The sequence below is a fragment of the Acinetobacter sp. 24-47-62 genome, from assembly GCF_056779765.1.
The window spans coordinates 229,536-247,905 of sequence record NZ_JBWYIN010000002.1 but is presented as its reverse complement, the minus strand read 5'-3'; the positions used below and the strand labels follow the sequence as shown (position 1 = coordinate 247,905).

The following is an 18,370-nucleotide window of genomic DNA, read 5'->3' as shown; positions in this document are numbered from 1 at the left end:
TTTTTATTTATACAGTGCTTTTAATAAATCAGCAGCACCTTGGTCAATCAAAGCTTTTGCTAGTGAAACACCCAACGTTTCAGCTTTTTCAACTGGACCTTCTACTTTAGCAACCAATAATGTTTGACCATCCACACTGCCAACACGCCCCTCTAATTGAATCTGTTGATCATTTAAAGTCGCATATCCCGCAATCGGTACCTGACACCCACCTTCCAAATAAGCATTAAATGCCCGTTCTGCACGAACACACGCATCAGTTTCTGCATGTAATAAAGGTCGAATCAACTCTAATACGCGTGCATCGTCACCTCGACACTCAAGACCTAATGCGCCTTGGCCAACTGCGGGCAAACTCGTCTGTGTATCCAGCGTGTGTCGAATACGCTGTGCTAAACCTAAACGCTTTAAACCTGCGCTTGCCAAAATGATGGCATCGTAAAGCCCCGAATCAAGCTTAGATAGTCGCGTGCCTACATTTCCACGTAAATCTATAATCTCAAGATCTGGACGAGCTTTTAAAATTTGACATTTACGACGCAAACTTGAAGTTCCCACTTTGGCTCCGAGGGGCAAATCTTCAAACTTATTATAAGTATTCGAAACAAAAGCATCTAAAGGATCTTCTCGCTCGCAAATCACAGCAAGACTTAATCCTTCTGGGAGCGCCATCGGCACATCTTTCATAGAATGGACAGCCAGATCTGCACGACCATCAAGTAATGCAGCCTCAAGCTCTTTAACAAATAAACCTTTTCCACCAATCTTGGCTAAAGGAGTGTCTAAAATTTTATCACCTTGGGTCACAAACGTCACCAACTCAACTTTTAGACCAGCATGTAGGGTCTCAAGTCGCTCACGAATATGCTCCGCCTGCCATAAAGCCAATGGACTTTGACGAGTTGCAATTTTTAAGGTTTTGATCATTTTAATGCTGCCAAACTTTAGACATCCTAAACTTACCCTGCTGTCCCAAAATTGCAAGTAAATTGTTCGGCAATCATTATAATTTTAGGCAACTAAATATTTTGCATTCTTTCTCTAAGCAAAGGTAAGTGACGGCGACTGACCGCCAATTTCTCTTCAAGTTCACGACAACGAACTTGATACTGGCCTGAAGCAACCAACTCCAATCCATCCAAATAATCCAATGCAATCAGCGCATTTCGATGAATTCGTATAAATTTATTTGAAAACTCACGTTCTAAATCTTTTAAGGTCTCATCAATCAAAACACTGCCGTTTTTGTGTCGTACTGTTACGTATTTCTGATCAGCCAGAAAATAGTAAACATTTTCGATAGGAATGAGTTCAAGACCACGATACGTTTTCGCAGCGATTTGCTGACGCTGATGTTTTTCTTCCATATTTTCTTTTTGTTCTATATTTGACATTTGAGCTTGAGTAAGTTTAGTTAAATTATTCAGTGTATTTTCTAATTCTGATTTGATAATCGGTTTTAATAAATAGCCTTTCGCTTGTGCCTGAATAGCAGTCAAAGCATGCTCATCATAGGCCGTGCAAAAAACAATAGCAGGCATTGGGTTTAGCTGTGAAAGATGCTGAGCACATGTCAAACCATCCATTTCAGGCATTTGGATGTCAAGTAAAATTACATCAGGCTCATATTGTTGCACTAAGGTCAAAGCTTCTTTTCCATGGTGCGCAGCTGCAACAACTTGATGACCCAATTGAGTGACCAAGCGAGATAAGCGCTCAACCGCGAGTGGCTCATCATCACAAATTAGGATGTCCATTGTTCCTCCTTGCTCAAGTTAACGTTGCTTATTTTAATGTATTAACTTGATTTTATTTATATTGGTACTGGACTACAGTCGTGTAAATTCCATTACCTGCATGACTCCTAAACTGTACCGTATACCCATAGTGTGCTTTCAAACGCTGTTTCACGTTTTCTATCGCAATACCATTCCCCTCCCTATTGGCCATTTTATCGGCTATATAAGGGTTAGTAATGACTATAGTGACTTGATTTTGTAATATTTCAACCAATATGACAATCTTTGCATCAATTAACTTTTTCTCCACCCCATGAAAGATACTATTCTCAATTAAAGGCTGTAAAGTTAAAAAAGGGATACTTGCTTGGCCCAACTGCTCTGGTTGCAAGATATTCCATTCCACATTTAATCTCGAACCCAACCTTAGCTTTTCAACCGCCAAATAATGTTCACACAATTGGATTTCTTCTTTTAATGTGACAATTTTAAGCTCTTGAAAGCTTGCTCTAAACAACCTTGAAAGATCGATCAGCATTTGCTCTGCTTTATCTGGATCACTCCCAATCAGACTCACCACACTATTTAAACTATTAAAAAGAAAGTGTGGATGTATTCTTGCTTGCATGGCTTGAATTCGAGCATTCAATTCACCTTGTTGCTGCTTTAACCACTCACCACGAACATAGATATATCGTAAACAAAAAGTGATCAACAATACACCATAGCTCATATGTAAAATCACATGATCAAATAAAAGTAACCATGAAAATTTTTGTAAAGAAAAGTTACTTCCCCAAAAAAACAGAAAATTCAAACTACAAGTAGTGAACAGGATGATGAGTTCTAATAGTACAAATGTATAAATCGCAGACTGCCAAGTGGTTAGTTTTTGCCAAAACTCCCTAAATAAATCAATTACGGCGATAAAGACCAATACCACCCAATTGATATAAAGCACATACCTGATCACCTGTGATGTCTGTAAATTTGACCAAGACTGTGACTCTGCTAGGCACAACAATAACGCCAAAAAAATACTGGCAATAAACAGCTCTGCAAAATATTGCCATTGCCCAATACGTACAAAGAAATTGGCGTCGATAAATTCTTGTTTATCTTTTGAAGAATTATCCATAGGCAAGACTTCGGCATCTTGATTTGAATTTGTTATACTTGATGCAAAATTACTGCTTTTTCTTTTACTGAGCCGACATGACCACATCTTCTAATTCCTCTAATCCGTCACAAGCCCAAACTTCAGGTATGTGGGGCGGTCGTTTTTCCGAAGCAACTGATGCCTTTGTCGCTGAATTTACAGCATCTGTTCAATTTGACCAACGCTTTTATAAACAAGATATTGCAGGTTCAATCGCACATGCAACGATGTTGGCAAAAGTCGGTGTACTCACTGAACAAGAGCGTGATGACATCATCGCAGGCTTAACCGCAATTAAAGCGGACATTGAAGCTGGCAACTTCGAATGGCGTATTGATTTAGAAGATGTTCACATGAACATTGAATCTCGATTAACACAACGTATTGGGATTACAGGTAAGAAATTACATACAGGTCGTAGCCGTAATGACCAAGTAGCAACGGATATTCGTTTGTATGTACGTGATGAAATTGATGCCATCTTAGGGTTATTACACAAACTGCAAAAAGGCATTCTAGGTTTGGCTGCTAAAAATACAAATACAATCATGCCAGGCTTTACACATCTTCAAACTGCACAGCCTGTGACGTTTGGACATCATTTAATGGCATGGTTTGAAATGCTGGTACGTGACTCAGAACGTTTGATTGACTGCCGTAAACGCGTGAATCGTATGCCTTTAGGTTCTGCTGCGCTTGCAGGTACCACTTATCCAATCGATCGTGCTTATACAGCAGAACTTTTAGGGTTTGAAGCAGTTGCAGAAAACTCATTAGATGCTGTATCTGATCGTGATTTTGGTATTGAGTTTAATGCTGCGGCATCACTCATTATGATGCACTTATCTCGTATGTCTGAAGAATTAATTCTTTGGACATCTGCACAATTCAAGTTTGTGAATATTCCTGACCGCTTCTGTACAGGCTCTTCAATCATGCCTCAGAAGAAAAATCCTGATGTACCTGAACTTGTTCGTGGTAAAACAGGCCGTGTATATGGTGACTTAATGAGTCTACTTACCCTCATGAAAGGTCAACCTTTGGCATATAACAAAGACAACCAAGAAGATAAAGAACCATTATTTGATGCTATTGATACGGTTCGTGGCTCTTTAATGGCTTTCGCAGACATGATTCCTGCGCTTGTTCCAAATATTCCTGAAATGCGCGAAGCTGCGCTGCGTGGTTTCTCAACAGCAACCGACCTTGCTGATTACTTAGTGAAGAATGGTGTTGCATTCCGCGATGCACATGAAATCGTCGGTAAAGCAGTTGCGCTTGGTGTCCAAGAAGGTAAGGATTTATCAGAACTTACGCTTGAACAACTTCAACAATTCTCTGATTTAATTCAAGCTGACGTCTTTGAAAAAGCTTTAACTTTAGAAGCTTCTGTCAATGCACGTAACCACATCGGTGGAACAGCACCAGCTCAAGTTGAAGCAGCAATTGAGCGTGCTCATGCGCGTTTACAAGCTCTTTACGCTTAATTTCTGATTATATTTTTGGAGTATTGATATGTCTCGCCAAGTATTTTGCCGTAAGTATCAAAAAGAAATGGAAGGTTTGGATTTTGCACCATTCCCTGGCCCTAAAGGTCAGGAACTATTTGATAGTGTTTCTAAGCAAGCATGGGGCGAATGGTTGAAGCATCAAACTACTTTAATCAATGAAAAACGTTTAAATGTCTTTGAAGCTGATGCAAAAAAATTTCTTGAAGAACAACGTGAAAAGTTCTTCAACAATGATGAAACTTTAGAAAAAGCTGAAGGCCTAAAGCCTGAGTAAAAAAGAAAGCACTGCTTTTCTTTTTTACGTAAGATAAGGACGAAGTCCGCGTAGGCTTTAATCTAAAAAGAATCCCCATCTTTGGGGATTCTTTTTTATGCGTTACTTTAAAAATTAGGCAAGAAAAACACAGAAGGTGTGCACAGGCTTTAATCACAAAAGAATCTCCGTAATAGAGGTTCTTTTTTTATGGGACATCAAATAAATATCAATGGAGTCAAAATTTAGCTGACGAAAGAAGTGCTTGTGGTGGATTTAAAATATGACCTAATTGGTAAACTCCATCCATATTTAACTGCATCTCCATTCGGTCAACACGAATTGGGCCAAATTTAATGTAAATCTGCCGATTTTGAAGATCAAACCGCTGCTCCAAAACCTGTCCATTGAATTGTAAAGAGTTCATAGATGTTAAGTCCATAAGCGCTTTAAAAGGTTGCTCTTCATCCTTTGTATAATGAATCCTTTTTCTATCACTCACGAAATTTTCTAAATGGTTTAAATCCTGAGATTTAAAAGATGTAATTTCACGAATTTGAGATTCCTCAATACCTAAAGCATTGACCAAACTTAACTGATCATCTGACAGTAATTTAAAATGCCCATTGTTAGGATGTTCCGCCCAACTCAAACTCGAAAGACCCCAAGCACAGATTCCCCACAAAACTTGCTTAAATTGCCTCATTCCCCATCGCTCTCACTGAACGTAATAAAAGCCATCTTTAAAAACATTTCAGCCAAAAACAACTACCATTTATCTTAAATATCATTTACTTAATAAGAATTGTTAGACTCACGTCACAGACAAATCTTTTTTATTGATATTTATCTTCCTATCTAAAAAAAGACTGCATAAATGTAAAGCAGAAAATAGACACATAAGATGATTATGAGTTATCAATTTCATCAGAGTAGGCTAATCTCTGTATTAAAATTAACCACCATTTGAGCGCATCATGTTTATCATTCGTCCCTATATTGAGACTGACTTAGAACACATCATTCAACTCTGGGAAAGATGTGATCTAACACGACCATGGAATAATCCAGAAATTGATATTTTTAGGAAAACTGCACAAAAAGATGACTTATTCTTGGTGGCTGTGAAAGATCAGTTCATTATCGCCACATTAATGGGTGGCTACGACGGTCATCGTGGGTGGATCAATTACCTCGCGGTACATCCCAATCACCAACGGAATGGTGTTGCTACAGCGTTGATTCAACATTTGGAAAAAAGATTGATTGCACTTGGTTGTCCAGAAGTTCAGCTTTTAGTGCAAAAAGAATTTATTGATATTCAAAACTTTTATGAACAATTGGGATATGACGAAAAAGAAGTTGTATGCCTTGCTAAAAGACTCATTCACGACCATTAAGAAATTTTATAAAACAGGAGCATTTATCAATTTACCGATCCGTAAAAAAATTGGGAATCAAATATTAAATTTATGACTGGTATCAACATTCAAAGTTAAGGCATATTGGCTCATCTGATTTAAGATTTGTGTCGCCTGATTATCGGCTTGCGTATTTTCTTTAAAGTATTTCTTTAAAGCTGACCATGTATTTAAATAATCAATCAATTGATCAATCCGCCATTTACAATGCATGTGCTGCTCACAGGTCGGGATTTCTTCAAAAGGAAATGGAATCGTTTGATATTTCAGATCAATATAGTGACGCTCACTCTCCCAATATGTTTTCAATACTTGGTGATATAGCTTTTCAATACAGCTTTGGAGCTCCTCATTCTCCACTTCAATAAGCCCATATCCAATCACTGCAAAGACCCCCTGGGGCTTCAGTGTTCGATAGACTTCTTGAAAAAAATAACTCAAAGTCAAACGAATGAATGGCTTGGGCAACTGTAATCAGGTCAAAACATTGTGCTTTAAAATTGCTATGTTCAGCGTTTTCAATTCGGTAGATTACATTATCTATTGCTGGGGCTTGCTGAAGCTGTGCTGCGCTTATATCCGTTGCAATGACTTGATTAAAATGCGGAGCCAATAAGCGGGTGAATTGTCCTGAACCTGCCCCGCAATCCCAAGCCATTTCATAGTTCTGAACATATTTGAAGATTTCGTCAATCACACTTTGTGGATAACTTGGGCGAGCTTGTTGATAAAGCTCACTTTGATCAGAAAATAGGTCTTTCATTTTTTATTCTGAATTTGATCGAGAAATCAACCTTAGCACATCAAAAAAAATGGATGATGAATGACTTCGATTCATTTTGTATTATTTTATAAGCAAAAAAATCCTCAACATTGTTGAGGATTTTTCGAATATGGTGGCGAGACCCAGGATCGAACTGGGGACACACGGATTTTCAATCCGTTGCTCTACCAACTGAGCTATCACGCCGATGGGGTGTATTAAGCCGTAACTGAGCTCAATAGTCAATAAAAATCATGCATTTTTTATTTGTTCGAGTAAATTTTACCCAAAAAAAATCTCTGATGGGATCAGAGATTGAAAATACAAATTCTTAAAATAATATGGTGGCGAGACCCAGGATCGAACTGGGGACACACGGATTTTCAATCCGTTGCTCTACCAACTGAGCTATCACGCCGATGTCGCGTATTAAACAGTTTCATCTCGATATAGTCAAGCAAGTTTTTGGGATATTTAAACAACTGGATGTTTTTAAAACAACATTTAGATTATTCGATGTAAATACATACAAATCCAATAAAAAAAGCCAGTATTGACTGACTTTTAATATTTAAAATCGAACAATAGTTTTAAATTTTTTCCAAACTACTTAAACAACGATGTATTGCACCACATCCAGGCTCAAAATGATTAACGCCTTTCTCTTCTTCCATTCGACATGCTTCATTCACTAAGCGCTCTGCGACACCACGTCCACGGTTAGCCGGATGAACTACGATATTTTCAAGCGTTCGACTTTCACCTTGTCCAGTTGACCAAATGGCCCCAATGATCTTTGTATTAAATTCTGCCGTGTAAAGTAAGGTATACTGAGCTAAGTTTTGCTCAAGTTGTTCAATGGCATCTTGTCCGTCACTAAATTCTGGACTGGTGTCATATAAGCGCTCAAGCTGTTCACGAACTTCAACATTATCAAGCGAAGTTATTGCATGTACGGTTATAGGCATTGATTAACCCTCCTGAGCAATCTAATATGCTGTCACTTTCGTGACATCGAAAATCTACATTCATCATTTTTAACGTTTTTGAGGAACGTGTCTATGACGCAACGTATCAGTGAAGTGGTAAGAAACACAAACGAAACCAAAATTCGTGTTCGCGTGAATCTTGATGGTACTGGTCAAGGCACCCTCAATACAGGTGTTCCATTTTTAGACCATATGATCGACCAAATCAAGCGCCATGGTTTATTTGATATCGATATTCATTGCGACGGCGATTTAGAAATTGATGATCACCATACAGTAGAAGACTGTGGTATTACCCTTGGTCAGGCATTTGCACAAGCTTTAGGTGACAAAAAAGGTTTACGTCGCTATGGTCACTTCTATGCACCACTTGATGAGTCCTTGAGTCGTGTCGTTGTTGACCTATCAGGCCGCCCTGGCTTATGGATGGACATTCCATTTACGCGCGCGCGCATTGGTACTTTTGATGTCGACCTATTCTCTGAGTTTTTCCAAGGCTTTGTGAATCACGCATTAATGACACTCCACATCGACAATTTGAAAGGTAAAAATAGCCATCACCAAATTGAAAGTGTATTTAAAGCATTTGCACGAGCACTTCGTATGGCTTGTGAAGTAGATCCACGTGCAGAAAATACTGTAGCTTCAACCAAAGGTACTTTGTAATGACCCGTATTGCCCTTCTTGATTATGGCATGGGAAATCTTCACTCAGCAGCGAAAGCACTTGAGCATGTTGGTGCAACCGTTGATGTGACCAATGATCCTAAGCTGATTGCTCAAGCAGATAAAATTGTGTTCCCAGGCGTTGGTGCAATGCGTGATTGCATGCAAGGCATGCATGAGGCTGGCATTGACGAGGTTGTACGCAATGCCGTTTTCAACAAGCCTGTCCTTGCGATTTGTGTCGGCATGCAAGCTCTGATGCAACACTCTGAAGAAAATGGTGGTGCAGATGCATTAGGCATTTTTGAAGGTGCTGTTAAACGCTTTCCAGATATTGAAGGTTTAAAAGTTCCCCATATGGGTTGGAATCAGGTACACCAAGCAGATCCAAGCCATCCAATGTGGAACAACATTGATCAAGATGCTCGTTTCTATTTCGTACATAGTTTCTATGTTGAACCGAAACAATCTGAGATCATTGCTGCGACATGTAACTACGGTTTGGAATTCTGCACCGCAATCCATAAAGATAATTTGTTTGCTACGCAGTTCCATCCAGAAAAAAGTCATACAGCTGGCTTGCAGTTGTTGAAAAATTTTGTAGAGTGGAAAATTTAAAGCCATAATAAAGCTCACTGTTTTCAGTGAGCTTTTTTTCAGACTTTACTCTAAATATCTTTTACGACAAAGCCACCTTCAATTGGCTCAACAGTTACTTTAATTTCTGCTTTTAGATTCAGTGCAGCATAACGACTTTTAAGTTCTGAAATTAATTGTTCTGGCGTTGCATCTTTTAAAGCCAACTCATCCTTCAAAGGATACTGTTTAAAACTTTCTGATTTTTTACCATCTTTTGCGTCTGAAACCCATCGTTCTGCAGCACTCAGTACTTTCGCTAATTCAACTAGATGTTGAGCATTGGCAGGAGTTGACTCTTGCACCCATTTCGACAGCGTTTCCTTAGAGACTCCCAATGCATTCACCACATCAGTCGGTTTAATGTTTTTCTCTTTGATCAATTTTCTAAGTTTTTTAGCACCTTCGCTAAATAAATCATCTTCTTGAACTGCCATCGCTTCTGTCCAAATCTTATTCACTGTCTGCAGTTTCAATTTAACATTAAGCCTATGCAGTTGAGTCTAATATTGCCAAACAAATCAGATGAAATTGAAATTATTTTCAATATAGATAATTCACAAATAAAAGTGTGATCTAATTTTTCTCATTACTCAGTTTGAATTAAAAAGAAAAATAAATTGACCCAATGATTAATTGTTAACTTATGTAAAGACAATGAGCACCAATTTTAATCATTAAAAAAATACACAAAATTCACAAAATCAATCAACGAATCGAACAAGTTGGCATTTTAGGTATTTACACCATGCTACTCGATAATATTCATGCATTATAAGTGTACATTTATTCTATCAAGCACCAAATTAAATCACAATAAATAATTGATTTTGTTAACATTTTTAAACATTACCCTTGTGTTGTATTAAGTTGCTGTTTTTACGGCATATCTTCAAAATTATTCCACTTATATTGTTTTTTTTCGATTTGTCTGAAATTTTTTTCTTTGTTAATTATGAACTTGCTGAAACAACAATGATCCAACACTAACCACATATATTTTGGAGCAATCTGCACATGTTTAAACTTTTTACTGGAAAAATCAGTGGCGTTCTAAGCCTTGCTTTACAGGGAATTACGAAAGCAGTTGGTTTTATTCTAGAAACCGTAACGACAGTTGTAGATACCGTTGTTGACACAGTAGGGACGCTGACCAAACCATTAACGGATAAGTTAACAGAATTGCCACTGATCGGAGATACAGTGGAATCGGTACTCAATCTTGAAAATAATTTACTAGGAAATTTAAGCGGAGGCTTACACGCTATCGCTGATGATTTTTCGAAGGGAGATCTATTAGGGGGCATTAATACTGCATTGAATGGCACTACTGCAACTGTAGGCCAAACCATCAAAGATGTTTCAAATCTTGTAGGTGAGGTCGCTGGTTTAGCCGATCCCGTGACCGACCTGCTAAGCCAAGTGCCAGGTTTAGGTGCTGTCGTAAATGTTGTCGGAGAAACTTCTTCAAATCTTTTGGGATTCGTGAGTGAAACGGGAGATTATGTAGCAAGTACCAAACCTCTTGATCTCGTGACTGGTCTCATTGATGATCCTTTAGGCAGTGTCACAGGAACATTAGGAGATGTCTCAGGAACATTAGATAATTTACTGGATGATTTAGCACCTGTTACAGATGCTCTGTCATCGATTCCTGTCGTGGGTGATCTTGTAGGATTCACGGGAGAGATCACAAATGCTTTAGGTGCAATCCCAACCAGTATCACACCAACTAGCTTTGATCTAATCTCTAACTTAGATACAACACCATACATTTAATTCAAAGTTCGTATAAAAAACCGTCAACATTGTTCTGACGGTTTTTTTTCATTGTTACTTCGCTCATTTGATGTTTCTTTGCTAAGATTGCTGCGAATAAACTCCAGAATACTGGCAAGGAGCGAAAGCATGCTGATTATCCCTGCAATTGACCTTAAAGATGGTAAATGTGTCCGTTTAAAACAAGGTCGTATGGAAGACGATACCGTTTTCTCTGATGATCCTGTGGCAACAGCACAACATTGGGTAGACGCTGGCGCTCGCCGTTTACATTTAGTTGATCTAAATGGTGCTTTCGCTGGTACACCTATTCACAAACCTGTTGTGGAAGCGATTGCAAAAGCACAACCTGAACTGCCAATTCAAATTGGTGGTGGCATCCGTTCTCTTGAAACCATCGAACACTACTTAGATGCAGGTGTATCATTCGTCATTATTGGTACAAAAGCAGTCAAAGAACCTGAGTTTGTTGAGGAAGCTTGTAGAAAATTCGCAGGTCACATCATTGTCGGTATTGATGCAATCAATGGCATGGTCGCCACTGATGGCTGGGCAAATGTAACTGACGTAAAAGCAACTGATTTAGCTAAACGCTTTGCAGATGCTGGTGTATCTAGTATCGTGTATACCGATATTGCACGTGATGGCATGATGCAAGGTGTGAATATCGAACAAACAGTTAATCTTGCGACTTATTCAGGTTTACCTGTGATCGCTTCAGGCGGTGTGACCAATCTTGACGACGTTCGCAACTTAAAAGGTCAGCCTGGTATTTTAGGTGCGATTACTGGTCGTGCAATTTATGAAGGCACTTTAAATCTTCGTGAAGCTCAATTATTACTTGATGAACAAGCGCTCTAATAGCGCATGTTTCTAAAGAGGTCTTAGGACCTCTTTTTTCTTACTTAAAAAATATGTTGAATTTATCTCCTACCCTTAAAACCAAAACACCACAACTTGCCCTCATTGCAATTACGATGATTTGGGGTGCCAGTTTCATAACAGTCAAATATGGATTGAGCTTCAGCACACCAGTGCTTTTCGTTGCCTTTCGATTTGCAGCAGCTGCGCTGGCTGTTGGTCTCATCTCACTTCAATATTGTAAAAATTTTAGTGCCAAAGATATTTGGGCAGGATTTTGCATTGGAACAGTGATTGCAATTGGCTATGGAACGCAAACCATTGGCTTACAGACCATCACCAGTAGCGAGTCTGCCTTTTTGACAGCACTTTATGTGCCGTTGGTTCCCATCTTATTGTGGTTGCTCTTTAAAAAAAGGCCACATGTCATGACATGGATAGGGGCAGGACTCGCCTTTGTAGGTTTAGTTTTCTTAACAGGCAATGGGTTTGGTGCTATTCGGCTTGAATTTGGTCAGATCATTACCTTGATAGGATCAATTGCGATTGCACTTGAAATTATTCTCATTAGTTACTTTGTACCTCGAGTCAATTTACGCCGAGTGACGATATTACAACTCATTTTTGCATCGTTAATTTGTTTTCTAATGGCACCATTGGTGGGTGAAACACAACTCCCTGAGTTTAACTGGATCTTCGTTGCGATTATTGGAGGATTAGGACTTGCAAGTGCAATCATTCAGTTAGTCATGAACTGGGCTCAACGCGTGGTTGATCCTTCACAGGCTGCCATTATTTATTCTGGCGAACCTGTTTGGGCGGCTTTGATTGGGAGATTAGCAGGTGAGCGTTTAGCTATGCTCTCAATTTTAGGTGGCGTGTTGGTTGTGCTCGGTGTAATTACCAGTGAGTGGAGACCAAAATTTAAGAAGAAAGAATAAGCTTATTGGGGCTCTTTTAGCTTTAACATCATACATGGTTGAAAATACTGTACTTCAGGCATAGGCGCATAAAAGGGATGCAAGAGTTCCTTCCATTTTAAATACGCCTCTGACTGCCTAAAACCTTCCGTATGATCTTCAAGTTTGTTCCAGTAAATCAGTAAAATATAAGCATGTTCATTATTCGTATTTTTAATCAGCTGAACCGCATTTAGCCCCTTCATTGGTGAAATAATGTCTTTAGCTAATTTAAAAGCATTTTCGAATGCTTCACTCTGGTTCATTTTGATATTTAAATGAACATGCTCAATAATCATGACACCACCTCATTCATGAGTTTTAATTATTGATACATTGGCTCGTTATCATTGACCTTAATAATTCCTTTGATCGCACGATAAACAATCCAAACCCATGACAAACCAATCACTGCGATACAGAATGTTGTTGCACCCAGTGCTACACCAGCAAAGGCATTAGGATTGTCACCCGTGAAGAATAAGAATAAAAACGGCAGGAACGCGATGATATTCCAAATTAAATACCACCAAAAAGTACGAATTTGCCAAGTAAAATGACTTTCAAAAATTGAGCCCTGTACTTTTGATCGTTTCCAATAGTTAATAATTAGCGCAATAACCGCCAAAATACCTGCTGAAAAAATAGCGATGATATACAGGATATAAAGTAAAATCGTTAAGCTGCGGTTTGGATCTTGATCAGCTGTATAATTCATAAAGTCACCTTTTTAATTTTTTTGAGGCTTTATAATTTCAAACCATTAAATGGTGAAATTATCCATAAAATAATCAGTATATTAAACGCTATAGTACAGAAATAAATTTTTCGAAATGGTTGTTTTTGTGTTTTATGACGCAAGCGTTGCTGAGCAAGCCAAGCACTCGGCCATCCTCCTAATATAGAAACCACATGTAATGTATTTTCTGGTACACGTTGACTCCCCTGTTGAGCCGCCGCTTTATCGTGTGCATATAAGCCATAGGTGATCAGGTTCATCAATAAAATAACCAACACCACCATCATACTCAATAGCCCCAATAGGACTAATGTAGCAAGCGTCAAGATATAAGCAATAATCGCTACTTGCATCGGTTGCATTTTTTGTTGAGTAACTGGTGAATGACGCGGCTTCGTTTTTACTTTTTTTGCCTGAGTCGCTTTTAAGTATGTTACTTGTTTCGCTTTAAATCGACCTTGACCATCCAATTGAACGATATACTCCAAAGCACAACCTGGAATCGGTCTTGGGCCTGGTTTGGCAAAATCTTTAATGTGAAGGAAAACGCGATCTTTGGATGAATCATTGGGTTGAATAAATCCATAGCCTTTTTCATCAAACCATTCAACTAGACGACCTTGATCACGCATATTTCCCCCAGATTTTTTAAAATTTTAAGCTGTGACAAATTTTAATCGTTCAACCAGCATATTGCGCATTTCTAAAGGATTTTTTTGCAAAATATCCTCGCCAACACGCCCCATTTCTTTGTTCTTTTGAGCCACTAGCAAACGCATCATCCAAAAACGTCCAGCTGCCATCGCTAAATAGAGTTCTAGGCATGATTTTTCATCACTGGTCATTTCACGTACACTTTGATAAGCCTCCAAGAATGCTAAGGCCTTTTCCTCATTCAAATGAACACTTGGATATTCTGTACAGAAATCATTCATCGTAATGGCGATATCAAACAAAAGTTCATCTTTATTCAACTCATAAAAATCGAGTATCCCTTTTAAAGTAGCCCCTTCAAATAAAGTGTTATCTCTAAATAGGTCAGAATGGATAAAACCTCGTGGACGATCAGGGTACATTGCGGTAAGAGCGTCATATAAACCTAACAAACTATTTAATAATACTTGATCGGCTGGATTTAGCGTAGGTCGAAGCTGCTGAGCCACACTTAACCAATAATCATGATTACGATACTCTGCGCGCTCTAAGGGAAAGTTATCGAGAGCCACATGTATTTGAGCCTGTGCAATAGCAATGGACTGAACCTGTTCAAGTGATGAAGGCATAGGATGCTTGCCACGCATTCTAGGCGCAATTTGTGCAGGTTTATTTTTTAAGATCTGAATCGAACGTCCTGAATGTTTCAAAGGTACAGGCACAGGCAGACCTGCATGACCCAGATGCTCAAGTACAGGGACGAGTTCACCTGCGCCTTGCTCATCCATATCTTCAAAAATTGTTAAAACAAATTCGGTTTGATCTGCACAAACTAGAAAATAGTTCGTATTTTGAATACCTCCTTGAATCGGAATCAGGTCAATCACCTCTAATCCATAAGGCGTAGCAAAATCCTGAACTTCCTTTAAAGTCAAAGTGGTATAAACCGACATAAAAAAACCTGCGAAAAAACTTACATTATTTTGATAGAATACCTGCTCCGACTACCAAGGTGTAGCACCAAAGTCTGTAAGTTTCATAATCGGCTGTTATTTTTGGAAAAAATTATGCTTGCTAAACGTATTATTCCTTGCCTCGACGTAGATAACGGTCGAGTTGTAAAAGGTGTTCAATTCCTTGATATTCGTGATGCAGGCGACCCAGTTGAAGTAGCACGTCGTTATAACGAACAAGGTGCAGATGAGATTACTTTTCTCGATATCACTGCAACATCTAATGGGCGTGACACCACTTACCGTACGGTTGAGCGTATGGCTGAAACTGTATTTGTACCACTGACCGTAGGTGGCGGTGTTCGTAAAGTTGAAGATATTCGTTTATTGCTTAACGCTGGTGCAGACAAAGTCAGTATTAACTCAGCTGCTGTCTTTAATCCTGAATTCGTTCAAGAAGCCTCTCAACGTTTTGGTGCACAATGTATTGTAGTTGCGATTGATGCAAAAAAAACGGGGGAAAATAAGTGGGAAATTTTCACACATGGTGGTCGCAAACCAACGGGTATCGATGCGATTGAATGGTCTGTGAAAATGGCAGAATACGGCGCAGGAGAATTGCTCATTACGTCAATGGATGCAGATGGTACAAAAGCTGGTTATGACTTAGCATTGATGCGTCACATTAATGATCGTGTAACGATTCCAACGATTGCTTCAGGTGGTGTGGGTAATCTTCAACATCTAGCAGACGGAATTTTACAAGGGGGTGCTGATGCGGTGCTTGCAGCCTCTATCTTCCACTTTGGTCAACACACCATCCCGGAAGCAAAACAATATTTAGCTGAACAAGGCATTGAAATGCGTCTTTAATCACGCCCCATAAAAAAGAGGCAAATGCCTCTTTTTTTTGCAAAAAAAAGAGCCCGAAGGCCCTAAAAACCAAGAAAAAACAGCGCTTGGTTCGTTATGCAAAGCGATAAACTGGAGAGTTCTACCATCAGATTTTCATTCTCCGATTTATTCATCTCATATCATAAATGACAGATCTGCACGAAATCTTGACAAAAGCTACATATTTTATTGACCAAACATGACAAATCAGACGTCAATTCAGCCAATTCCATATCTAATCTGACTTACTCCACTATAGCCAAAGCTTTTTTTGAAATATCGGAGCGCGCTGCTTTCTGCTCAACCCACTTTGCGGGGAAATATTGTTCAACAATATGATTGACTCGTTTTGAAATAAAAGACGGTAACTGCACCCCTAAAGGGTTATCTTCCTTCAAATCTGGCGTTGAAATGACACGTGTCCCTAAAATGTAATCAAACCAAGGCTTAGTGACACACCAATTTGCATCTTGATTGGCGTTCATATGGTGGTCATAGTGCCAAGGAATTTTCTTTTTTGCCCAATGAGGTTCGAGGTGAGCTCTGCGATGCGTGTAGTAGTAGTTACAAGCACTATAAAGCACGGATAAACTCATGCCTTTCGAGATTGGATAAAATGCTGTTCCAAATACAGCAGCAACAATCCCCAATGATACGATTTCATTTTTTGTTCGCCAATTTGAGATTCCCTCTACATAACCCTCATCATGGAAATCTTGTGTTCTAACTTCACGATGATGTGCCCAATGAGATTCCATATTTTTAGGCACAGGACTAAACCTCGCTTTACCCGGACGGTGTACACCATGTAGAACATATTTATGCGCGACCCATTCAAATCCATTGGCAATGATTAAGCCTGCAACAAAACCTTTAATCATGTTCAAAATCCCTGTTTCTTTTCTTTCAATATATCTAACTCAAGCTCTCAACCATTGACGCAAGATAAAATTTTCATTGACAAATCACGACATATTTTTCAATGTCGTATGGTAGAAAAAGCGCTTGTATGGCACTGTAAAAACAGGCTTAATAACTCATCGTGATTTCAATTGATAAAACAAGAAAAGTATTAATCACATGCAGCAGATAAAGGATTATTCAGGCTCGGTTCATGGTGGACTTGGACATCTCTTACATAATTATTGTGAAGAGAACGGTCTCCCTATTTCTGCAAAATTGGCAAGTATTCAGCAAGCTGAGCGCTTTGACTTTAGCATTTGGCGTGAAATATTAAATGAAATTTATGAAGCACACCCACAACCTGCTTTAGGGTTAGAAATTGCTCAATGGGTCAAACCGCAACATTTAGGCATTATCGCGTATATCGCTTTATCATGCGATAACCTAGCAGAAGCACTCACCCGTTATCATGAATATCATCGTTTAATTTATGATGGTACACCTCTCGCCGTTGATCTGGAGCAAGGCGTATTTAGCGTACGTTGGGAAGATTTGCCGATGCATTTGTCGACACAAATCACGGATGAAATTGCGATGGCATTATTGGTTGAATTTCTAAAACGTTATGCGGGTATTGAGCATTTACATATTCAAGAAATTCACTTTCGCTTTCCAGCACCAAAAAATATTGCGATTTATGAGCGTTTTTTTCAGAGCAAAGTAAAATTCTCTCAGCCTCATGTCAAGCTTACTTTTCCAAGCCAGCTCCTACAAGCACCGATTAAACAAGCTGATCAAACTTTACAAAAACTCCTGATGCAACAAGCTCAAGATTTGTTAAGTCGACTCCCCAACAACACACAAATCGATGAGCGGTTACAGCAAGCCATTCTGATTGGAATACAGAGACACAATTATCAAATTCAAACTGTCGCAGAACAAGTGGGAATGTCCGTCAGACAACTTCAGCGCCATTTACAAAATCAAGGTGATACCTATCAGCAGCGTGTTCAAGAAGTCCGCAAACTTCTAGCGATTCAATATCTACAAGATCCTTATCTCAGCTTACATGAGATTTCGTTATTGCTCAGTTATTCTGAACAAAGTGCATTCCAACGCGCATTTCGTCAGTGGATGAAGATGACACCCCAACAGTGGCGTATTCAACATCATATTCGCACTTGATGATTGTGAATTTAAGTCTTCAGTCCAAAGATGATTGATGAATCACAAGAAAGGATTTTCTATTTCATTCTCAGCCGTCGTTTCTATTTTTTCTGCTAAATTTTTTTGATCTTCTAAGTAGATGACCATTGCATCTAAATATTGTTTTAACGCTTTCGCAGCGGCTAAACCGGCTTGATCTTTGGTGATTTGCAAGTTGCCATAAATACTCACACGATCAAGATCATTTTCAAGCGTCAGGTCATGTATCGAATGTGACTCAGTCCCATTTTCAAAAGGCTTAAACATGGCAAATCTCTTTAAGTTT

22 protein-coding genes, 2 tRNA genes and 1 pseudogene are annotated in these 18,370 nt (G+C 38.9%); 10 read left to right on the top strand and 15 right to left on the bottom strand.

Features of this window, described 5'->3' with window-relative positions:
* Nucleotides 1-3 precede the first annotated feature (3 nt).
* The 3 genes from hemC to AC1M87_RS02740 form a co-directional block, all read right to left on the bottom strand.
* A complete protein-coding gene (hemC, locus tag AC1M87_RS02750; RefSeq protein WP_035267604.1) occupies nucleotides 4-924 on the bottom strand; it encodes a hydroxymethylbilane synthase in 921 nt (306 codons plus the stop codon).
* Between the two features lie 95 nt (nucleotides 925-1,019).
* On the bottom strand, nucleotides 1,020-1,757 hold the full coding sequence (locus AC1M87_RS02745; protein ID WP_481590125.1) for a LytR/AlgR family response regulator transcription factor: 738 nt from the start codon (nucleotides 1,755-1,757) through the stop codon (nucleotides 1,020-1,022).
* Nucleotides 1,758-1,809: 52 nt separating this feature from the next.
* Nucleotides 1,810-2,964, bottom strand: coding sequence for a sensor histidine kinase (locus tag AC1M87_RS02740; RefSeq protein WP_481592869.1), 1,155 nt, complete (start codon nucleotides 2,962-2,964; stop codon nucleotides 1,810-1,812).
* On the opposite strand from AC1M87_RS02740, the gene argH reads away from it, so the two are divergent.
* Both argH and AC1M87_RS02730 read left to right on the top strand, forming a co-directional pair.
* The gene (gene argH, locus AC1M87_RS02735) at nucleotides 2,955-4,385 is read left to right on the top strand and encodes an argininosuccinate lyase (RefSeq protein WP_481592868.1); all 1,431 of its coding nucleotides are present in this window, start codon (nucleotides 2,955-2,957) and stop codon (nucleotides 4,383-4,385) included. The two genes, AC1M87_RS02740 and argH, sit on opposite strands and share 10 nt — an antisense overlap.
* A 28-nt stretch (nucleotides 4,386-4,413) precedes the next feature.
* Nucleotides 4,414-4,683, top strand: a complete 270-nt coding sequence (locus tag AC1M87_RS02730; RefSeq protein WP_035267550.1) for an oxidative damage protection protein — start codon at nucleotides 4,414-4,416, stop codon at nucleotides 4,681-4,683.
* 217 nt (nucleotides 4,684-4,900) lie between these two features.
* On the opposite strand, the gene AC1M87_RS02725 is transcribed toward AC1M87_RS02730, so the two are convergent.
* Nucleotides 4,901-5,368, bottom strand: coding sequence for a hypothetical protein (locus AC1M87_RS02725; RefSeq protein WP_481592867.1), 468 nt, complete (start codon nucleotides 5,366-5,368; stop codon nucleotides 4,901-4,903).
* Between the two features lie 271 nt (nucleotides 5,369-5,639).
* Here AC1M87_RS02725 and AC1M87_RS02720 point away from each other — a divergent pair, with 271 nt between their 5' ends.
* A complete protein-coding gene (locus AC1M87_RS02720; protein WP_481592866.1) occupies nucleotides 5,640-6,062 on the top strand; it encodes a GNAT family acetyltransferase in 423 nt (140 codons plus the stop codon).
* Between the two features lie 57 nt (nucleotides 6,063-6,119).
* On the opposite strand, the pseudogene AC1M87_RS02715 reads toward AC1M87_RS02720, so the two are convergent.
* The 4 genes and pseudogenes from AC1M87_RS02715 to AC1M87_RS02700 form a co-directional block, all read right to left on the bottom strand.
* Nucleotides 6,120-6,846 (bottom strand): annotated as a pseudogene (locus AC1M87_RS02715) (class I SAM-dependent methyltransferase).
* A 131-nt stretch (nucleotides 6,847-6,977) separates the two neighbouring features.
* Nucleotides 6,978-7,053 (bottom strand) — tRNA-Phe (locus tag AC1M87_RS02710).
* Nucleotides 7,054-7,188: 135 nt separating this feature from the next.
* Nucleotides 7,189-7,264: transfer RNA gene (locus AC1M87_RS02705), tRNA-Phe, on the bottom strand.
* A gap of 172 nt (nucleotides 7,265-7,436) precedes the next feature.
* Nucleotides 7,437-7,814 carry a GNAT family N-acetyltransferase gene (locus AC1M87_RS02700; RefSeq protein ID WP_481592865.1) on the bottom strand — a complete coding sequence of 126 codons (378 nt, stop codon included), beginning with the start codon at nucleotides 7,812-7,814 and terminating at the stop codon, nucleotides 7,437-7,439.
* A 93-nt stretch (nucleotides 7,815-7,907) separates the two neighbouring features.
* Between AC1M87_RS02700 and hisB the strand changes: the two genes are divergently transcribed.
* Nucleotides 7,908-8,501, top strand: coding sequence for an imidazoleglycerol-phosphate dehydratase HisB (gene hisB / locus AC1M87_RS02695; RefSeq protein WP_035267557.1), 594 nt, complete (start codon nucleotides 7,908-7,910; stop codon nucleotides 8,499-8,501).
* Nucleotides 8,501-9,118: an imidazole glycerol phosphate synthase subunit HisH gene (gene hisH, locus AC1M87_RS02690; protein ID WP_179999050.1), complete on the top strand. Its 618-nt coding sequence runs from the start codon at nucleotides 8,501-8,503 to the stop codon at nucleotides 9,116-9,118. Before hisB ends, hisH begins: the two co-directional genes overlap by 1 nt.
* A gap of 50 nt (nucleotides 9,119-9,168) precedes the next feature.
* Here hisH and AC1M87_RS02685 read toward each other — a convergent pair whose 3' ends face one another.
* Entirely contained in the window at nucleotides 9,169-9,597 is a 429-nt protein-coding gene (locus AC1M87_RS02685) for a helix-turn-helix domain-containing protein (protein ID WP_228133253.1), read from the bottom strand.
* A gap of 556 nt (nucleotides 9,598-10,153) precedes the next feature.
* Here AC1M87_RS02685 and AC1M87_RS02680 point away from each other — a divergent pair.
* The 3 genes from AC1M87_RS02680 to AC1M87_RS02670 all read left to right on the top strand — a co-directional run bounded on the left by AC1M87_RS02680 (nucleotide 10,154) and on the right by AC1M87_RS02670 (nucleotide 12,717).
* A complete protein-coding gene (locus AC1M87_RS02680; RefSeq protein ID WP_481592864.1) occupies nucleotides 10,154-10,915 on the top strand; it encodes a hypothetical protein in 762 nt (253 codons plus the stop codon).
* A gap of 129 nt (nucleotides 10,916-11,044) precedes the next feature.
* Entirely contained in the window at nucleotides 11,045-11,776 is a 732-nt protein-coding gene (hisA, locus tag AC1M87_RS02675; protein ID WP_035267561.1) for a 1-(5-phosphoribosyl)-5-[(5-phosphoribosylamino)methylideneamino]imidazole-4-carboxamide isomerase, read from the top strand.
* 53 nt (nucleotides 11,777-11,829) lie between these two features.
* Entirely contained in the window at nucleotides 11,830-12,717 is an 888-nt protein-coding gene (locus AC1M87_RS02670) for a DMT family transporter (RefSeq protein WP_481592863.1), read from the top strand.
* Nucleotides 12,718-12,719: 2 nt separating this feature from the next.
* Here AC1M87_RS02670 and AC1M87_RS02665 read toward each other — a convergent pair whose 3' ends face one another.
* From AC1M87_RS02665 to AC1M87_RS02650, 4 genes are read right to left on the bottom strand one after another with little or no spacing between them, the layout of a single operon-like run.
* Complete coding sequence (locus AC1M87_RS02665; RefSeq protein WP_481592862.1) at nucleotides 12,720-13,034, bottom strand: antibiotic biosynthesis monooxygenase family protein; 315 nt, start codon at nucleotides 13,032-13,034, stop codon at nucleotides 12,720-12,722.
* A 26-nt stretch (nucleotides 13,035-13,060) separates the two neighbouring features.
* Nucleotides 13,061-13,453: a DUF4870 family protein gene (locus tag AC1M87_RS02660; RefSeq protein WP_035267567.1), complete on the bottom strand. Its 393-nt coding sequence runs from the start codon at nucleotides 13,451-13,453 to the stop codon at nucleotides 13,061-13,063.
* A gap of 29 nt (nucleotides 13,454-13,482) precedes the next feature.
* Nucleotides 13,483-14,106: a DUF1294 domain-containing protein gene (locus AC1M87_RS02655; RefSeq protein ID WP_179999061.1), complete on the bottom strand. Its 624-nt coding sequence runs from the start codon at nucleotides 14,104-14,106 to the stop codon at nucleotides 13,483-13,485.
* Nucleotides 14,107-14,130: 24 nt separating this feature from the next.
* Nucleotides 14,131-15,081, bottom strand: coding sequence for a homoserine kinase (locus AC1M87_RS02650; protein WP_481592861.1), 951 nt, complete (start codon nucleotides 15,079-15,081; stop codon nucleotides 14,131-14,133).
* A 114-nt stretch (nucleotides 15,082-15,195) separates the two neighbouring features.
* Here AC1M87_RS02650 and hisF point away from each other — a divergent pair, with 114 nt between their 5' ends.
* Nucleotides 15,196-15,954 carry an imidazole glycerol phosphate synthase subunit HisF gene (gene hisF, locus AC1M87_RS02645; RefSeq protein WP_481592860.1) on the top strand — a complete coding sequence of 253 codons (759 nt, stop codon included), beginning with the start codon at nucleotides 15,196-15,198 and terminating at the stop codon, nucleotides 15,952-15,954.
* 266 nt (nucleotides 15,955-16,220) lie between these two features.
* Here hisF and AC1M87_RS02640 read toward each other — a convergent pair whose 3' ends face one another.
* Nucleotides 16,221-16,856 carry a sterol desaturase family protein gene (locus AC1M87_RS02640; RefSeq protein ID WP_180028773.1) on the bottom strand — a complete coding sequence of 212 codons (636 nt, stop codon included), beginning with the start codon at nucleotides 16,854-16,856 and terminating at the stop codon, nucleotides 16,221-16,223.
* A gap of 199 nt (nucleotides 16,857-17,055) precedes the next feature.
* Between AC1M87_RS02640 and AC1M87_RS02635 the strand changes: the two genes are divergently transcribed.
* On the top strand, nucleotides 17,056-18,063 hold the full coding sequence (locus AC1M87_RS02635; RefSeq protein WP_481592859.1) for an AraC family transcriptional regulator: 1,008 nt from the start codon (nucleotides 17,056-17,058) through the stop codon (nucleotides 18,061-18,063).
* A 42-nt stretch (nucleotides 18,064-18,105) separates the two neighbouring features.
* On the opposite strand, the gene AC1M87_RS02630 is transcribed toward AC1M87_RS02635, so the two are convergent.
* Nucleotides 18,106-18,351, bottom strand: coding sequence for a hypothetical protein (locus AC1M87_RS02630; protein ID WP_179999072.1), 246 nt, complete (start codon nucleotides 18,349-18,351; stop codon nucleotides 18,106-18,108).
* Nucleotides 18,352-18,370: the final 19 nt, after the last annotated feature.

What these genes read in the sequence shown, in the direction of transcription:
- AC1M87_RS02745 (WP_481590125.1), bottom strand. Translation starts at nt 1,757, where the DNA reads ATGGACATCCTAATTTGTGATGATGAGCCACTCGCGGTTGAGCGCTTA.
- argH (WP_481592868.1), top strand. Translation starts at nt 2,955, where the DNA reads ATGACCACATCTTCTAATTCCTCTAATCCGTCACAAGCCCAAACTTCA.
- AC1M87_RS02740 (WP_481592869.1), bottom strand. Translation starts at nt 2,964, where the DNA reads ATGTGGTCATGTCGGCTCAGTAAAAGAAAAAGCAGTAATTTTGCATCA.
- AC1M87_RS02730 (WP_035267550.1), top strand. Translation starts at nt 4,414, where the DNA reads ATGTCTCGCCAAGTATTTTGCCGTAAGTATCAAAAAGAAATGGAAGGT.
- AC1M87_RS02725 (WP_481592867.1), bottom strand. Translation starts at nt 5,368, where the DNA reads ATGAGGCAATTTAAGCAAGTTTTGTGGGGAATCTGTGCTTGGGGTCTT.
- AC1M87_RS02720 (WP_481592866.1), top strand. Translation starts at nt 5,640, where the DNA reads ATGTTTATCATTCGTCCCTATATTGAGACTGACTTAGAACACATCATT.
- AC1M87_RS02700 (WP_481592865.1), bottom strand. Translation starts at nt 7,814, where the DNA reads ATGCCTATAACCGTACATGCAATAACTTCGCTTGATAATGTTGAAGTT.
- hisB (WP_035267557.1), top strand. Translation starts at nt 7,908, where the DNA reads ATGACGCAACGTATCAGTGAAGTGGTAAGAAACACAAACGAAACCAAA.
- hisH (WP_179999050.1), top strand. Translation starts at nt 8,501, where the DNA reads ATGACCCGTATTGCCCTTCTTGATTATGGCATGGGAAATCTTCACTCA.
- AC1M87_RS02680 (WP_481592864.1), top strand. Translation starts at nt 10,154, where the DNA reads ATGTTTAAACTTTTTACTGGAAAAATCAGTGGCGTTCTAAGCCTTGCT.
- hisA (WP_035267561.1), top strand. Translation starts at nt 11,045, where the DNA reads ATGCTGATTATCCCTGCAATTGACCTTAAAGATGGTAAATGTGTCCGT.
- AC1M87_RS02670 (WP_481592863.1), top strand. Translation starts at nt 11,830, where the DNA reads ATGTTGAATTTATCTCCTACCCTTAAAACCAAAACACCACAACTTGCC.
- AC1M87_RS02665 (WP_481592862.1), bottom strand. Translation starts at nt 13,034, where the DNA reads ATGATTATTGAGCATGTTCATTTAAATATCAAAATGAACCAGAGTGAA.
- AC1M87_RS02660 (WP_035267567.1), bottom strand. Translation starts at nt 13,453, where the DNA reads ATGAATTATACAGCTGATCAAGATCCAAACCGCAGCTTAACGATTTTA.
- AC1M87_RS02655 (WP_179999061.1), bottom strand. Translation starts at nt 14,106, where the DNA reads ATGCGTGATCAAGGTCGTCTAGTTGAATGGTTTGATGAAAAAGGCTAT.
- AC1M87_RS02650 (WP_481592861.1), bottom strand. Translation starts at nt 15,081, where the DNA reads ATGTCGGTTTATACCACTTTGACTTTAAAGGAAGTTCAGGATTTTGCT.
- hisF (WP_481592860.1), top strand. Translation starts at nt 15,196, where the DNA reads ATGCTTGCTAAACGTATTATTCCTTGCCTCGACGTAGATAACGGTCGA.
- AC1M87_RS02640 (WP_180028773.1), bottom strand. Translation starts at nt 16,856, where the DNA reads ATGATTAAAGGTTTTGTTGCAGGCTTAATCATTGCCAATGGATTTGAA.
- AC1M87_RS02635 (WP_481592859.1), top strand. Translation starts at nt 17,056, where the DNA reads ATGCAGCAGATAAAGGATTATTCAGGCTCGGTTCATGGTGGACTTGGA.
- AC1M87_RS02630 (WP_179999072.1), bottom strand. Translation starts at nt 18,351, where the DNA reads ATGTTTAAGCCTTTTGAAAATGGGACTGAGTCACATTCGATACATGAC.